The organism is Streptomyces sp. NPDC102490, assembly GCF_044765285.1.
Classification (GTDB): domain Bacteria; phylum Actinomycetota; class Actinomycetes; order Streptomycetales; family Streptomycetaceae; genus Streptomyces.
The window spans coordinates 140,710-155,978 of the sequence record NZ_JBIWJU010000016.1; the positions used below are offsets into that span (position 1 = coordinate 140,710).

The following is a 15,269-nucleotide window of genomic DNA, read 5'->3' on the forward strand; positions in this document are numbered from 1 at the left end:
GCCCGCTCGTGCTCAGGCCGCGTACGCCCCGGCCAGGACGCCGAGGAAGGCGCCCGCGATGAGGAAGGGACCGAAGGGGATGGCCGTCTTGCGGTCCGCGCGCCGGGCGACGAGGAGGGCGCCGCCGTACAACGCCCCGAGCAGGAACCCGGCGAAGGTGCCCAGCATCAGCGTGGGCCAGCCGTACCAGCCGAGGACGGCACCGGCCGCGAGGGCGAGCTTGACGTCGCCGAAGCCCATGCCGGCCGGGTTGATGAGGAACAGCACGAGGTAGCCGGCGCCGAGCGCGAGGGCGCCCAGCAGGGCGGTGGTCCACTCCCCCGCGTGCTCGGGCACGAGTGCGGTGAGGCCGAGCAGGACGAGCGCCGCCCCGGCGAGTGGCAGGGTGAGCGGGTCGGGCAGCCGCCGTACCGCCAGGTCGACGACGGCCAGCAGTACGCCGGCCGGGGCGAGCAGCAGCCAGACGGCGGCCTCGGGCCGAGTGCCGGTGGCGGCGGCGAGGGCGGCGCAGACGAGGGCGGTGACGACGGCGAGGGACGCGGCGCGAGGGCCGTAGGACGCCTGATCGGGCGGGCACTGCCCGCACCGGGCCCGGCCGAGCCAGCCCCGGACGGGATGCCCGTCCGGGCACCGCTCGCGCCACGCCTCCCCGGACGGTGCGGAGAACCGGTAGGCCGCGCGGGGCAGCAGCGCGCCCGTCGCCGCACCCCACAGCGCGGCGACGAGGACGACCAGGAGGCCGGGGTCGAGGCTCATCCGGCGGCGGAGACGCCCTCGCGCCAGGTCGGCAGCAACTCGTCGAGCAGCGCCTCGGTGCGGGGCGGCAGGCCGCGTGCCCCGCTGCGGTCGACCAGGTCGGCGGCGAGGGCGCGCAGCCGGTCCGGGTCGCCGGTGGTGTGCGTGGCGCGCAGCAGCTCGTGCCACAGGCGCTCGTCGGCGGGGGCCGTGCGCAGCGCCGCGTTCAGCGCCTCGATGGCCTTCTCCGCGCGGTTCTTCTCCAGGTGGAACTCGGAGAGCGCAAGCCCGGTGTCGGCGACGAGCAGGGGGAGCTGGGCGTCGACGATCTCGTGGGTGAGCCAGCGGTAGCGGCCCTCGGGCCGGTCGGCGAGCAGCGGCCCGCGCACCAGCACCAGCGCGTCGGTGAGCAGCCGCCCGCGCACCTGACGGCTGCCGACGCCCCGGCCCTGCGTGGCCTCGTAGTAGAGGGAGCGCAGGACGTCGAGGTCGGAGACGACGGACTTGGCGAGGGTGAGCCGGCCGGTGGCGTCGGTGGCGAGCCGCGGCGTGCCGTCGGGGTCGGTGCCCAGCCAGATCCGCAGCCGCTCGAGGAGCGCGTCGCGCACGTCCGCCGTCACACCGCGCGGCCACAGCGCGGAGGACAGCACGCGCGGGTGGACCCCCTCGCGGTGCAGCAGGAGCAGCGCCAGCGCCTCGTGCAGCAGGGCGCTGCGCTCGCCGTCGGGCGCGTCCAGGCCGATGATCTCGTACGACCCGACGAGGCGGGCGTACACGGCGGGCCGGCCCTGCTCGCTGATGTCGACGAGGAACGGCGGGGCGTCGGCCGGCCGGCCGGGCCCGCCCTCGGGGCCGGAGCCGGGGTCGGCGTCGGTGAACAGCTCGACGACGGCACGCCGTTGCGCGGCCGGCAGCAGCTGGGCGTCCAGTTCGAGCCCGAGCAGCGGTGCGAGCAGCCGGCCCTCGTCGGTGATCTCCATCTCCCAGGCGGCGCCGGGCAGGTCGGTGCCCTCGGTGCCGACGAGGTAGCCGATGCCGAGCCGACCGGCGTCGGCGGCCAGCTCGGCCAGCCGCAGCGCGTCGTCGTCGGAGGGCTGGGCGGCGAGCAGGACGAGGTGCGGGGCCCAGCGGGTGTGCTGGGCGGGCCCGGTGCGGCCGGTGAGCACGGAGTCGTGCCCGGCGGCGCCGAGTGCGCCGCGCCGCTGCCGGGTCTCGGCCGACATGGTCTCGAAGAGGTCCTCGAACCCGTCGAGGTGCCGGATCCGGTTGGGCGCGAGAGGCGTGAGGTCGTCCCCGAACCCGACCAGGGTGATGGTCATACGGTCCGACCAGCCGTTGGTGGCCAGTTCGGCGGCGACCGACGCGAACACGGCGGCCCGGTCGGCCTCGGCACCGCCGAGCGAGACGATGCCGGGCACGGCCTCCAGGTTGAGCAGCAGCCGGGAGTCGTCCATGGTGCCGAGGCTGACGAGACCGGGGTAGGGCGCGGCGGTCTCCGCGTCCTCGTACCGCTCGGCGTCGGCGCGGGCGAGCATCCAGAAGGTCTGGTCCTGCCCCTGCTGCCAGGGCGTGGGCGGCTTCCCGGCGGGCTGGGCGAGCTGGAGGTGCAGGTCGCCGTTGCCGCTCATCCAGGCCGCGTAGACGACGGGCAGCGGGCGGGACTCGGCGGCGAGGGAGGCGGCCAGCCCGCGCAGCGACCGGTCGAGCAGGCGTACGCCCTCGGGGTCGGCGCCGACGAGCAGCGCGTCCTGCACGTCCTGGGCGTCACCGGTCGGGGTGGGCGGCTCCATGCCGCGCCGCCCACCGACCGCGCCGAGCGCCGACTGCCACATCGCCTGCCGACGCCGGCGTCCGAGGGCGCCGAGGAGACCGGCGGCGAGCAGCGGCGCGGTGAGGAGGGCCTCGGGCAGCCCGAAGGAGCGCTCGGCCTGTCCGGCGGCGGGGGTGGCGTGTTCCTGTCCGGTGCCGGGAACCGGCGTGGCGGGCGTGACGGGGTTCGCGGGTGTGGGCGCGGGCCGCTGCTCGGGCAGGGACACCTGGGCGTCGCCGCCCTGCGCTCCCCCTCCGCCCTGGGCGTGGTCGCCGGTCCGGGCGTAGTCGCTGATGTGCTGCCGCACCTGCTCGGAGACGTTCGGCGCCTCGTCGGGCATCTCGACCAGCTCGCCGCCGCGGGCGTCGCCGGGCATCTCCATGATCCAGCCGGGCCGGATGAGGCTGGCCTCGGACAGCCGGGACCCGTCCGGCTGCACCCGGTCCTTGTTGAGCTCGAAGATCTCCTTGTACCGCCGCCCGTCGCCGAGGTGCCGTTCGGCCACCTCCCAAAGGGAGTCGTGGTGGCGCCCCTCGGGCGGCTGGATGCGGTAGTACTTCGTGTCGCCGTGCGCGGCGGAAGAACCGCCGTCGGCACGCGCGGCGGCCTGGCCCGCCTGTCCCGCCTGCTCGGCGAGGGCGCCCGCGGTGGCGGCGGCCTGCTCCTGCTGCTGGGCGAAGAGTCCCGGCGTCTGCTGGGCGGCGGCGACGGAGGGCTTCTGGTTCCCCTCCAGGCTCTGCCCCAGCTGCGACAGCCCCGGCGTGAGGCTCGCCGCGGTGGCGCCGACGAGGAGCAGGGCGGCGACGAGCTGCCGGGCGAGCAGCTGACTGGGCCCGGACCCGGGCACCCGCCCCGGCACCCCGACGCCGGACAGCGCGGCCTTGACCTCGACGAGCACGCAGGCGGTGAACTGCGCCCAGGCGAACCAGACGATGACGGTGAGGATGTGCAGGAAGGTCTGCACGGTGATCTCACGCTGCAGCCAGTCGAGGCTCGGCGCACCGTCGGGCAGCGGCCAGCCGATCTGGGTGGCCAGCGCGAGGGGCACCCCGACGACCAGCACGAGCAGCACCAGGAAGGCGAGGAACGCCTTGACGAAGTCCCCGAACGACCGCCGCCGCACCCGCACGGGCTGGGGCGTGCGGTTTCTCGGAGTGGAGGGTGCGGAGGGTGCCGAGGGAGCCGTCGAGCTTGAGGAGCTTGATGTGCGGCGTCGCGGCATGGGCGGAGTCCTGGATCGTGGTCGTGGGCGGCGAAGGCCGCGGGGCGTCCGGTATGAGGGGTGTGCTGAGCCTACCGAGATCTTATGGACTCCCACCGACAGCGGCGAAGGGGTCGAGGGAGGCCCACCTCACAACGTCCGCCCGCTTCATGCGCTTTGCCCGCTTCTGCGGGTACCCCCTTCACACTCCGCACACAATCCCCGAAAACCGGCCAGAGGCCGCGCACGCCCCCCTGGTAGCTTCGTTCCCTGTCGCACACGTCGTACCCCGGGGGGAACACCAGTGGCCCGCAGCGCCCTCACCATGACCGCCGCCACCTTCACCGCGACGGCAGCCCTGCTCCTGACCGCCTGCGGCGGGGAGGATTCCGCGCCGGACGACATCAAGGGAGCGGAGACGGGGGCGGGCAGCTCTTCCCCGTCGGCTACGGCGTCGGGCGCGGCCGACGTGAAGCGTCCGGACGTGAGCCTGCCCGAGGATTTGAAGCTGGTCTTCGACTTCGAGAAGCCGTCGGACGCGGAGCAGGCGGCTGCGCTGGAGGACGCCGCGAACTACATCAGAGCGCTGAACCACGGCATCACCGAGCAGAACGTCAAGGACCCGGCGTACGGCTTCTATTCGGCGGCCGGTGCCGCCCGGTACGCCGAGTCGCAGATCCAGGAGTACGTGGACGGCGGCTGGACCGTGACCGGCGAGGACCGGTACTACCGGGCGGACACCAGCCCTGTGGGTGAGGGCGAGAAGGCCAAGTCGATCCTCGTCACGTTCTGCGAGGACCAGTCCAAGGCGTACGGCAAGGAAGTGAAGACCGGAAAGGTCCACCGCACCGAGGAAAGCCTGGCCAGTTACCAGAAGTTCAGCCTCCTCATGGCACCCCAGCAGGACTCGCCGGTGTGGCGGGCCCAGCAGATCACCGTCGAGGGGAAGGCCGCGGAATGCCGAGGCTGATCGCTCCCGGCCGTGTGAAGTGGGCCGTTGCGCTTGCCGCCGGTTCTGTGTTGTGGGTCGCGGGAGTGGCCCATGCCGACAAGCCTGTGGGTGGCACCACTCCGACACCCGGGAGCAGCGACAAACCGGAGGGCGGTGCGAACAACCGCACCTTGCTGGCCTCCGTCTCCCAGTCCAGGATCCAGCTCACCTACCCCGACGGCCGGACCGGCAGCGGCTCCATGGAGGACCTGACCTCCGTCGACCCCAATTGGAAGCCACCCGTCTGCTGGTACGAGCCGGTGTTCACTCCCGAACAGCTCAAGTCCGCAGTCGCGGACCTGAAGAAGAACGGCGGCCTGGGCGCCGTGAACGCCCATGAATTCTGGACCTCGGGCATCTTCGTAGATCACTACGAGGAGGGTGAGGAGCAGGACAACTTCGACATCAACTCGTCGAAGAACACCATGGCCAAGGGCTACAAGGACTACAACCTGGGCAAGGACGGGATGTTCTGGCGCAGCGTGGTCCGCAAGGGGCACGAGCACGACACCGAGGCCTGGGACTGCGGCCGCGTCATGTTCTGGCAGGACGCCGGCACGATCCCGGACGACGAACACGCCCCCACTCCCGAGACGCTCGCCGCCTACGCGTACGACCAGATCGACGTACCAAAGACCGAGGTCGAGCTAAAGCCGCAGACCAAGTCCACCGTGAACCTTCCCACCTGGGTCTGGCTGGACAAGGGCACCTTCAAGGAGGTCAAGGTCCGGGCCGAGCTGCCCAACACAGGGCTGTGGGCGGAGACGACCGCGAAGCCCGTCGCCCTCCACCTGGACCCCGGCACGGCCGACGCCGAGACCTTCCCCGCCTCCGGCGACTGCGAGATCAACACCGACGGCTCCATCGGTACGCCGTACACGAAGGGCAAGGCCGACCAGACCCCGCCCTGCGGCATCCGCTACCTCCGGGCATCGAACGGCGAGCCGTACCAGCTGAGCGCCTCGATCACCTGGGAGATCTCCTGGGAGGGCACCGGCGGCGCCCAGGGCGACCTGCCGGACGGCACCTTCGAGACGACTCAGGCCATGGAAGTCCAGGAGATCCAGTCCATCAACCGCTGAACAGGTCCTCGGCCCGCTCCACGGTCAGCGCACGCCGCGCCCACACTTCGAGCCGGCCGAGGTCCCAGCAGTCGAGCACACGCTCCCGCAGGGCGAAGCACACCGGGATGTCCCGCCATTCGAGAATGCGGAGCACCATCCGGGCACGCTCCTCGATCCGGCCCTCCACCCGGCCTTCCTCTCGCACCTGCAGAGCCACGGGATTGTCGAAGAAATACCGGATCTTCCTAGGCACGAGTTCCACCCCTCTTGTACGACGTGATCAACGCCTTACGCCGCGACAAGGTCACACCACACGTACTTGCCCCGGTTCCCGCCCCTGGCCAGCGGCTGCCACCCCCACAGGTCCGCACACGCCCGCACGAGCGCGAGCCCCCGCCCCTCCTCCGCCTCCGTGAGCGCCTCCAGGTTCCCGGGCGGCTCCGGCGGCCCCGGGTCGGCGTCCCACGCCCCGACCCGCAGCACCCCGGCCGCCCAGCGGACCCGCAGCGCGGCGGGGCCCTTGGTGTGCCGTACGGCATTGGAGACCAGCTCGGTCGCGAGCAGCTCGGCGGTGTCGACGAGGCGGATGAGGCCGTGCATGGTGAGGATGAGACGGAGGGTGCGGCGACAGACGGTGACGGCGCGGAAGTCGTTCGGGATGTAGAGGGTGTACTCCCAGGGTGCGACCGGGTCGACGGGCTCGGTTTCGGACATGGGGGAACTCCGTTCAGTGAAGAGGGGGAGAGGAGAGGCCGGTGGCGGTGCCGCAGTAGTCCCAGCGGAACTGAGCGGTGCACTTCCGAACCACACTCCGCAGCGTGCTCGGTACGCCACCGAATGTAGGGCACTAATTTCTGCCCCTGCAACCCGCTCGCGTACTCTGCCACTCGAACGAGGCACTGCCTCAAGGCTCTTGAGAGGAACAGGAGGACGCATGGCGCCGAGGAGCCACCCCACCGCACGGCAAGCGCGTCTGGGAGCGGAGCTGCGCAAACTGCGCGAGTCCGCAGGCTTGAAGGCTCGCGACGCAGCGGCGCTCCTCAACACGACGTCAGGGCAGATGAGTCACATCGAGGCAGGCATCGCCGCGGTCAGCGCGGAGCGCATCCGCGCCCTCGCGGCCCACTACTCCTGCACGGATGACGCCCTGATCGACGCGCTTGTCGCCATGGCGGGCGACCGAAGGCGCGGCTGGTGGGACGAGTACCGCGAGCGCCTCTCCCCGGTGCACCTGGATGTCGCCGAGGCTGAGCACCACGCCACCTACCTTCGGGAAATCGTCACCACCTACGTCCCTGGGCTACTTCAGACCCCGGACTACGCCCGGGCGGTATTCCAGTACATGAACCCCGAACTCTCTGAACGAGAGTTGGCCCTTCGGGTGGAACACCGGCTGAGACGACGGACGGTCATCGAGGGCGACGAGCCCACGCCGTACACGACGATCGTTCACGAGATGGCGCTGCGCATCCGCGTGGCCGACCGCCGGGTCGCCCGCGAGCAGCTCCGACAAATCCTGGGCCTGATCGAGGAGGAGCGCGTCGGCGTACGCATCATCCCGACCGACCAGGACGGCTTCGCCGGGGCCGGAGCCTCGATGCTGTACCTGGAGGGCAAGGTCCCCCAGCTGGACACGGGACTTCGGGACGCCCCGACGGGCGTCGTGTTCCTTGACGCGGAAGCCCAGCTGGCCCGGCTCCGAACTCTGCTCAGCAGGGTGGAAGAAGCATCCCTGGATCCTCAGACGTCGCGGAACGTCATCCACGACATGGCCAGAGAACTGTGAGGGGAACCATGACCGAGCCGCAGAACTGGAGCAAGTCGTCCTTCTCGGGCGGCGGAGAGGGCGACACCTGCGTCGAGATCGCGCTCCTCCCCGACCGCATAGCCATACGCGACTCGAAGGCGCCGTCCCAAGGCACACTTACCGTTCCTCTCCGCTCTTTCACCTCCCTGGTCCAGAGCCTCAAGAGGACCACTGTCTGACCGGGAGACGGATCGCGTGCGATAGGTTCATACGCGCGTTCTAAGCGAGGACATCGCACGTGCACGGGGGAGAAACACGGTGTCGCACAGGCCGGCGGACTGGTACGTACTCGACCTGGACAAGGACCCGACACCGGGCGATCCGGACCGCATTCGCAAACTCGCCGGCACCCTGCACGACTTCGCCGACGACGTGTCCGACGTCCTGCGCGACCTCAAGGGCATCGCCAAGGAGGAAGAGATCCTCTCCTGGGCGGGCAAGACGGCGAAGGTGTTCGCCGAGGAGTTCGAGGACGCCCCGAAGAAGCTGCGCAAGCTGAAGAAGTCGTACGGCCTGGCGGGCGACGCGCTGGCCTCGTTCTGGCCCGACCTCCAGGACGCCCAGGAGAAGGCCGACAAGGCGCTGCGCGACGGGCGCAAGGCCCGTGAGGAACTCACCACCGCGCAGACCGCACTGACCGGCGCCGAGGACTGGGTGCGCAGGGCGACCGAGAAGACCGACTCGTACGACCCGGTCAAGAGCGGTGGCAAGGACGTCCCCAAGCCCGACGAGGCCGACGTCCGCCGCGCCACGCGTGACGCCCAGCACGCGAAAGCCCGCCGGGCTGCGGCGGAACGGAACGTCGAGAGTGCTCAGAGCGCCCTCGACGCGGCCAAGAAGCTCGCCGGTCAGGCGAAGGGGCTGCGTGAGGAGGCCGCTCGCCGGACGGTGACCAAGCTCCGGGAAGCCTCTGACGCCGGTATCCCGAACCGGCACTGGTGGGAGGAGATCGGCGACTGGGTCTCCGACCACTGGGACGAGATCGTCACGATATGCAAGTGGGTCGTGACGATCGTCGGCATCATCGTGATGGTCGTGGGCGGCCCGCTGGGCTGGTTGGTCTTCGCGGCGGCACTTGTGGTGATGGCGGACACGATAAGAAAAGTCATCAAAGGGGAGGCCGGCTGGGGCGATCTCCTATGGGCCGCCTTGGACTGCATACCGGCCACCAAGGGCTTCACCAGCCTCGCAAAGCTCGGCAAGCTGTGGAAAGCGGGCGGCCTGCGGGCCTTGGGCACCGGGTTCATGAAGGGCATCGGTGGGGGGCTGGTCAAGAAAATCCAGCAGCTGAGGGCGGGAGATGGCCTACGCGGCATCTACCGCCCCTTCAAGGGATCTACCCGCCTCTTCGGCGGCACGATTCCCTACCGGGCCCTCACCCCCAAGGCACGGCAATTGGCAAGGGATCTGACCAAAGGGCCCGTTCACATCTCACCCAACGAAGTCAACATATCCCACATGTCCGAACTTCAGCAGTTCCACGGAGTGGAGCACGCAGTCGTACAGAACCCCTCGGGTCAGATGCGTCTCTTCCAAGGGGATGAGGTGACGACGATCGTTCCGAAGGAGCTGCGCGACGAGGGTTACAAGTTCACCGTGCACACGCATCCCGAGGACCGCCTGCCCGGGCCGCCCGACGAGATGGAAGCCGCTCGCGGCCTGAAGAACAGCATGAGCCGCGACCTGGACAACAAGCGGACCCCTCATATGGAAGCGGTCATCAGCCGTGACGGGCAAGTCCGGTTCTTCGACAACACCGGTGTTCTGGAGCTGCCCCAGGGAACTTACCCTCCGGGTGGCCCTATCAGCGACCGCGGCGGAATCGTCCCAGTGACCGGCCTATGATGACAAATAAGCGGCGCACTGCCCGCTTTACTCTGCGATTCAAGCAACCCAAACCCGGACCGACAGGCGATCAAGATGCCAGACGTGAATGAGTGCCAGATCTGTGGAGCTCCGGCCCCACTCATCACGGGACAGAGCGACAGTGTCGCGGGGTACCGTCTACTGCGGGATCCGTGGGCCTCGAAGCCCTCCTTCCTCGACGGAAACCTCCATTTCTCCTGCCTGTCGGAGTCCGATCGGAACGGGCTGTTCTTCGAAGAGTTCACCCGTATGCTGCGAGCCGGCCACGAAGAGATCGAGAGCCTGGACGGATCCCCTCCTCTGCTTACCAGGATGGGACTGGGCATGACGGAGATTTTCTCCGGTGCCGAATGCTGCGTGTTCCAGAGCGGCGTTGCCGATCGGTGGATGGTGGTGAACCGCAACGGGCCGTGGTTCCGTCTGCACTTGGAAGACATTACGGAAATCGCCCGCGGCGTCATTCCCCGGTCGTCCTCCGACGTCGTCCCGTACCGTCTCCCGGTGGACCTTGGCAGCGACGTCATGGAGTTGAGCCTCGCGTCCCTGCTGTCCGTCCTGGGTGTGGCGGATCGCTACGAACCTGATGTCGTGGAATACGAAGCGATCGACTACTACCCGCCGAAACTGCTGCTCGAGTACGTAGCGCGCGCACCGCTGCACCTGCCTCGTGAAGCGGTCGCGTTCCTCACGGAGTACGTCCAGAGTTACTCCCCGGTTAGTTACGACGAAGAGGCCTGATGTCCACGCGTTCCGCTCCCCTTGGTGTTTCCCTATCGGTGCCCGAGTCGTGGTGGGAGTTCGACATCCGCCCCGAGGGTCGAGAGTCGACGATCCGCGCGCTGGTGGACGAGCGTGTCAGCGAGGTACCCGACCTGGCCCCCTACCGCGCCGACCTGACCGCCATGCTCCGCAAGATGGCCAAGGACGCCCACGACTCCGGGGCGCTCTACTTGGGTTGTATGGCCGAGAACTTCGACGGCGTGCCGCTCTCCGCGACCGTCACCGTGTCCGTCCTCGGCGCCAAGAACAAGCAGGGCGTCGCCCTGTCCACCGACCCTCGGGCCATCGCCGAGAGCCTGCGAACGATCAGCGCCCGCCGCGAAGGCGACGCCTGGCGCAAGGTGACGACCGTCGACATTCCCGAAGTGGGCCCGGCCGCGCGGACGTACGGCGTGGAGGACGTGCCCGTCGCGCAGGGCGACAGTCGTACGCTTCGTATGGTGCTGACGCAGACGTACATCCCCGTCCCGGGAACCACCGAGCAGGTCGTCCTCGTCTCCGGAGCCAGCCCGGTGCTGGATCTCGCCGAGGCGTTCCACGACATCTTCGACGCTGTGACCGGCACGTTCCGTTTCGTCTGACGCGCAGAGAGGACTTCGGGCCATGGGCAGGAGCGACCTCGCGATCCCGTTGACCGAGCTGGAGGACTACGGTCGCCAGCTGCGGTCGCTCAAGACGCGGCTGAACCACACCAAGAAACTCTTCGAGTCCTACAAGGACGACATCGGCGACGGCAGCGTCAACGACGCGCTCGACGACTTCGAGTCCAACTGGGAGGACGGCCGCGAGGACATCACCCAGCAACTCGACGCACTCGCCAACATGTCGGACGCCGTGGTCCGCGAGTTCAAGAAGCTCGACGACGACCTCACCAAGAAGGTCAACGACGCCGTGAAGACGGAAGACAAGCGGAAAGGAAAGGGTGGGGGTGGGGAGAAGTAGCGCCGTCGGAGGCCGGCCCTGACGAGGGCATTCTCTCTGCGGCTGGCCTTCGCGGGTTCGGTCCGTCCGGCCGACGAGGACGGTGGCCCCGTCGGGGTGCGCCGGCTGGATCTCAAAGACGGGACGTTCCATTCGGTGAACGCCGACGAAGATTTCGTTCTGCTGGCCTCGCACCTGGCCGCGCAGTGGCGCAAGTCGGGGAACCCTCAGCGGGAGGTCCGCAAGTACTTCGGCTGATGACCGGCAAGGACACCAGTGGGCCGACGCCTGCGGGCGTCCGCTCACCCCACCTCGTTCTCCGCCACCGCCTGACCGTGGACCACCACGTCGCCGCCGTAGAACATGCCGGTGAAGACCGGGGAGTAGGTGAGCTGGACCTCGACCTGGACCTGGGCCGCGTCGGCCGTGACGCAGTGGGTCGCGGCGATGTCCGCGCCGGTCATGTCCATCTCGGCGGCGAAGGCCTTGACGCGGGCGTTGCAGTTCTCGTAGTTGATGGGGGCGGGGCCGCCCACGTCGTCGTAGAGGGCCTCGCGGTCGATGTCCTGGGCGGCGTAGCGGGCGGCCTGTTCGGCGATGTCCGCGGCGCGTTCCCGCTTGGAGATGGACATGCCGCCGTCGATGACGAAGGCCGACAGGGAGAGGAAGACCAGCGCGAAGATGATGACCGCGCCGGCGCCCGAGCCGCGGTCGTCCAGCCGGGTGCGCCGGTCCGCGAGCCACGCGCGTACGAGAGGAGATCTCACGCCGTCCTCCGGTACGGGTCCAGCGGGGAACTGAAGGTCGCCGACAGGGTGGTGGGGATGTCCAGGCCGATCGAGGCCAGGCCGCGCACCTCGCAGCTCACCTCGACCGTGAAGAGGGTGTCCGGTTCGAAGCCCGGGCTCTTCTGGACGACCGAGACCGGGCCGGAGCAGACGTCCGAGAGGTTCGCCTCGGCGGCCCTCTTGGCCTCCGCAATCGCCGTGCCGTGGTCCTTCTGGATCGAGCCCGCGCGGGCCGCGTCCCTGGCGGCGCCGTCGAGTGCGCCGCGGCCGTCCACCAGCTGGCCGAAGGCCACCAGGACGAGGATGAACAGGATCATCACGGGGGCCAGGATGACCACCTCGACGGTGGACAGGCCCCGGTCGTCCCCGTTCCCCTGCGGTCGGCCGGCCCTGAGGCGGGAGAGGTGCATCTAGTTGCCCCCCTCCTGCACGAAGCGCTCGACCGGGCCCATCGACTGCGCGTGCACCGTCAGGTCCAGGCCGGGGAAGACCGTGGGGATGCGGGCCGTGATCTCCACGCCGACCGTGTTCTGCTCGGGCTGGACCATCTTCACGTCGGGCGACAGGACCAGTTGCGGGCCGAGTTGGCGGATGTAGCTGTCGACCACGTCCTGGGCCTCGCCGCGCCACGCGCCGGGCTGGGCGTCGGCCGTCGCGCGGGCCTTGCGCGCGCCCGCCTGGGCCGCGGCCTGCGCCACGTGGTCGGCGAAGAAGTACAGACCGAACTGCACCGTCGCGAAGATCATGAAGAACAGGACCGGGGTGAGCAGCACGAACTCGATCGCGGTCATGCCGGAGTCGTCGCCGCGGGTGGTCGCGGCCTCCCGCGCGGCGTCCACCCTGCGGCGCACCCGTCCGTGCACGCTCCCGAGTGCGCCCCTGAGCACGCCGCGCACCGCGCCCGGCGTCCTCGTCCCCGTCTGTCCCGTCACGTCGTCCCCGTCAGCGCCCATAGCCGTAGAGCCGTACAGCCGCGTACGGCCGTCAGCAGGTCTTGCCCGCGTCCGCGCCCTTGATGCAGTCGCCGACCTTGTTGGCGCCGTCGCTGAGCGCGGCGTTGATGATGGCGGCCACCACGCCGACGATCGCGACGACGACCGCGGAGATGATGACCCACTCGACCGCGGAGGCGCCGCGGTCCAGTTCGCCGGAGCGGGCGCGGTCCACGCGGGCCCGCAGGAAGGTGATCAGGAAGTCGACGGGCACGATGCCCGTGGTGCCGGTGCGGAAGTTCCGTCCGTTCATGGTGGGTTCCGTCCTCTCGTATCGGTTCGGGGAGCGAAGCGGCTCGGAGCTGCTGGATCGGGGCCGGGGCGGGCGCGGATGCGGGTGCGGGTGCGGGTGCGGGGAAAGGTGCGTCACACCTGGAACACCCTCATAGCCGCCGGGTAGATGAGGAACACCAGGAACCCGGCGCACAGCAGGAGCTGGGCCACGAGCATCGACTGGGACTTCTCACCCGCGCTGCCCTCGATCTCGGAGAGTTCGCGGTGGCGCATGGTCTCGGCGCGGGAGGCGAGGGACTCGCGGACCTTGGCGCCGTCGTCCGCCACCAGGGCGAGGGAGGCGGAGAGGTCCTTGAGTTCCTCGACGCCCAGGTCCTCGCCGAGCTGCCCCAGCGCCTGCCACTGGCTGATGCCCGTGATGCGCGCGTCGGCCAGCGCGTTGCGGATGCGGTGGGTGGCCCAGCCGTCCGACACCTCGGCCGCCGCCATCAGCGCCTCCGGCAGACCGCGGCCGCCGGCCAGGCTCATGGAGACCAGGTCCAGGTAGGCACCGATCACGCGCCGCAGGTCACGGCGCTTTTCGGCGGCGTCCCTGCGGACCTCCAGGTCGGGCAGGAAGAAGAAGAGCGCGGCGCAGAGCAGGGCCAGCCAGACCGGGATGATCGGGCTGTCGCCGAAGCCCAGCTGCCACACGATGGCGAACAGGAACGGGCCGAAGAACAGCCCGCCCGCGGCCAGCAGCGCCTTCGTCGCCAGGAACTTCTCCCAGCTGCGGTCGAGCACCGCCAGGTCGGCGCGCAGCGAGCGCTGCTCCCAGCCCTGCTGGAGGTACAGCTCGGCGACCCGGGCGCCGACCTGGGCCCGCAGCGAACCGAGCCGGCTGGTGTCCTTCGCCGCGCGGGACGACTCGTACGCCGCTCCGCGCGCCCGCATCGCGTCGATCCGGGCGACCTGCTGGATCGGGCTGCGTCTGCTCGGCATCAGGGCCCTGACCAGGGCGTAGATGCCCAGGCCGAGGACGGCGCCGACCAGGACCGGCATGGTCAGATTCATCGTCGTACCCCCTCGTCCCCAGACGCCGGCGACGGCTGCGCCGGTTGCGGCAGGCGCTGCACGGGCTGCCCCGGCTGACCGGAGTGGCCCGGCTGGCCCGGCGTACGGGGGCGCACGAACTGGACGTCGGAGCCGTCGCGGACCAGGAAGCGTTCCGGCGTCTCGATGGTCGACAGCTTGCGCAGCCACCAGAAGCCCAGCGCGAACAGCCCGCACACGCAGGCCAGCACGAGCTGGCCGACGGGTGAGCCGTACGGCTCGACGAAGTCGCGGTTGAAGATGGACAGGCCGAGGACGAAGAGGACCGACACCGCCACCACGATCTGCACGGACCGGCGGGTCGAGGCGCGCTGCGCCATCACGCGCTGGCGCATGTCGACCTCCTCGCGCGCCGACTTGGCGAGCGCGCCGAGGACCTGCCGCAGACCCGGGCCGCGCAGCCGCGCGTTGAGGATCAGCGCCGCGACGATGATGTCGGCGGACGCGTCGTCGATCTCGTCGGCGAGGTGCTGGAGCGCGTCGGGCAGCGGGGTGCGCGAGCGCAGCCGGTCGACCAGGGCGTCCAGGTGGGGGCGGAGTACGGGCGCGGCGGCGCGGGCGGAGGCGGGGATGGCCTGCTCCAGGCCGACCGCGCCGGCGATGGTGTCGCGCAGCGACTCCGTCCAGGACGCGAGGGCCTCGACCCGCTTCATGGCGGCGCGTTCCTCGGAGGCACCGCCGAAGAGGCGGTCCCAGAAGAAGACGAGGACACCGGCCGCGATGCCGAGCACCGCCCAGCGGGTCAGGAGCAGCACGGCGAGGCCGACCAGGGCCGCGGCGGAGCCGCGCCGGCCCGCCCAGCGGATCAGCTCGTTGACGCGCTCGCTGGCCTGCCGCTTCTCGTGCTCGGGCTTGGCGGGCAGTCCGCGTACCGCGACCAGGAGGAGGGCGAGGCCGCCGCCGACGGCGACACCGCAGCCGAGCGCGTACAGCATCGTGGTCGAGAACAGTCCGCCCATGGAGCCGAGCGAGCCCGGTGCCGCGAGTG

Annotated in this window: 18 protein-coding genes; 8 read left to right on the plus strand and 10 right to left on the minus strand. The window is 70.2% G+C overall.

The annotated features are described in order from the left end of the window. Positions 1 to 12 precede the first annotated feature (12 nt). A complete protein-coding gene (locus ACIRGB_RS32450; RefSeq protein WP_403872466.1) occupies positions 13 to 756 on the minus strand; it encodes a prepilin peptidase in 744 nt (247 codons plus the stop codon). Further along, positions 753 to 3,767, minus strand: coding sequence for a BTAD domain-containing putative transcriptional regulator (locus ACIRGB_RS32455; RefSeq protein WP_403872468.1), 3,015 nt, complete (start codon positions 3,765 to 3,767; stop codon positions 753 to 755). The genes ACIRGB_RS32450 and ACIRGB_RS32455 overlap by 4 nt, the downstream gene beginning before the upstream one ends. 283 nt (positions 3,768 to 4,050) lie before the next feature. Between ACIRGB_RS32455 and ACIRGB_RS32460 the strand changes: the two genes are divergently transcribed. Next, positions 4,051 to 4,716 carry a hypothetical protein gene (locus tag ACIRGB_RS32460; protein WP_403872470.1) on the plus strand — a complete coding sequence of 222 codons (666 nt, stop codon included), beginning with the start codon at positions 4,051 to 4,053 and terminating at the stop codon, positions 4,714 to 4,716. Then, entirely contained in the window at positions 4,704 to 5,819 is a 1,116-nt protein-coding gene (locus ACIRGB_RS32465; protein ID WP_403872472.1) for a hypothetical protein, read from the plus strand. The genes ACIRGB_RS32460 and ACIRGB_RS32465 overlap by 13 nt, the downstream gene beginning before the upstream one ends. Here ACIRGB_RS32465 and ACIRGB_RS32470 read toward each other — a convergent pair. Together ACIRGB_RS32470 and ACIRGB_RS32475 are read right to left on the minus strand one after the other, a co-directional pair. Then, positions 5,809 to 6,018, minus strand: coding sequence for a hypothetical protein (locus ACIRGB_RS32470; protein WP_403872474.1), 210 nt, complete (start codon positions 6,016 to 6,018; stop codon positions 5,809 to 5,811). The two genes, ACIRGB_RS32465 and ACIRGB_RS32470, sit on opposite strands and share 11 nt — an antisense overlap. Positions 6,019 to 6,089: 71 nt before the next feature. Continuing rightward, positions 6,090 to 6,515 (minus strand): ATP-binding protein, encoded by a 426-nt coding sequence (locus tag ACIRGB_RS32475; protein ID WP_403872476.1) that lies wholly within the window; start codon positions 6,513 to 6,515, stop codon positions 6,090 to 6,092. A 220-nt stretch (positions 6,516 to 6,735) separates the two neighbouring features. Between ACIRGB_RS32475 and ACIRGB_RS32480 the strand changes: the two genes are divergently transcribed. From ACIRGB_RS32480 to ACIRGB_RS32505, 6 genes are all read left to right on the plus strand, one after another. After that, complete coding sequence (locus ACIRGB_RS32480; protein WP_403872478.1) at positions 6,736 to 7,587, plus strand: helix-turn-helix domain-containing protein; 852 nt, start codon at positions 6,736 to 6,738, stop codon at positions 7,585 to 7,587. An 8-nt stretch (positions 7,588 to 7,595) separates the two neighbouring features. Beyond that, positions 7,596 to 7,787 carry a DUF397 domain-containing protein gene (locus ACIRGB_RS32485; protein ID WP_403872480.1) on the plus strand — a complete coding sequence of 64 codons (192 nt, stop codon included), beginning with the start codon at positions 7,596 to 7,598 and terminating at the stop codon, positions 7,785 to 7,787. A gap of 79 nt (positions 7,788 to 7,866) precedes the next feature. Next, positions 7,867 to 9,453 carry a WXG100 family type VII secretion target gene (locus tag ACIRGB_RS32490; RefSeq protein ID WP_403872482.1) on the plus strand — a complete coding sequence of 529 codons (1,587 nt, stop codon included), beginning with the start codon at positions 7,867 to 7,869 and terminating at the stop codon, positions 9,451 to 9,453. 345 nt (positions 9,454 to 9,798) lie between these two features. Next, complete coding sequence (locus tag ACIRGB_RS32495) at positions 9,799 to 10,212, plus strand: hypothetical protein (protein ID WP_403872484.1); 414 nt, start codon at positions 9,799 to 9,801, stop codon at positions 10,210 to 10,212. Further along, positions 10,212 to 10,835: a hypothetical protein gene (locus ACIRGB_RS32500; RefSeq protein ID WP_403872486.1), complete on the plus strand. Its 624-nt coding sequence runs from the start codon at positions 10,212 to 10,214 to the stop codon at positions 10,833 to 10,835. Before ACIRGB_RS32495 ends, ACIRGB_RS32500 begins: the two co-directional genes overlap by 1 nt. Positions 10,836 to 10,857: 22 nt before the next feature. Further along, positions 10,858 to 11,196 (plus strand): hypothetical protein, encoded by a 339-nt coding sequence (locus ACIRGB_RS32505; RefSeq protein WP_403872488.1) that lies wholly within the window; start codon positions 10,858 to 10,860, stop codon positions 11,194 to 11,196. A gap of 281 nt (positions 11,197 to 11,477) precedes the next feature. Here ACIRGB_RS32505 and ACIRGB_RS32510 read toward each other — a convergent pair whose 3' ends face one another. From ACIRGB_RS32510 to ACIRGB_RS32535, 6 genes are all read right to left on the minus strand, one after another. Beyond that, entirely contained in the window at positions 11,478 to 11,942 is a 465-nt protein-coding gene (locus ACIRGB_RS32510) for a TadE/TadG family type IV pilus assembly protein (RefSeq protein WP_403872490.1), read from the minus strand. After that, positions 11,939 to 12,373: a TadE/TadG family type IV pilus assembly protein gene (locus tag ACIRGB_RS32515; protein WP_403872492.1), complete on the minus strand. Its 435-nt coding sequence runs from the start codon at positions 12,371 to 12,373 to the stop codon at positions 11,939 to 11,941. Before ACIRGB_RS32515 ends, ACIRGB_RS32510 begins: the two co-directional genes overlap by 4 nt. Further along, entirely contained in the window at positions 12,374 to 12,754 is a 381-nt protein-coding gene (locus tag ACIRGB_RS32520; protein WP_356855687.1) for a TadE family protein, read from the minus strand. Positions 12,755 to 12,947: 193 nt separating this feature from the next. Continuing rightward, positions 12,948 to 13,208, minus strand: coding sequence for a hypothetical protein (locus ACIRGB_RS32525; RefSeq protein WP_031035077.1), 261 nt, complete (start codon positions 13,206 to 13,208; stop codon positions 12,948 to 12,950). A gap of 113 nt (positions 13,209 to 13,321) precedes the next feature. Beyond that, a complete protein-coding gene (locus ACIRGB_RS32530; RefSeq protein WP_403872494.1) occupies positions 13,322 to 14,242 on the minus strand; it encodes a type II secretion system F family protein in 921 nt (306 codons plus the stop codon). Continuing rightward, entirely contained in the window at positions 14,239 to 15,240 is a 1,002-nt protein-coding gene (locus tag ACIRGB_RS32535; RefSeq protein ID WP_403872568.1) for a type II secretion system F family protein, read from the minus strand. Before ACIRGB_RS32535 ends, ACIRGB_RS32530 begins: the two co-directional genes overlap by 4 nt. Positions 15,241 to 15,269: the final 29 nt, after the last annotated feature.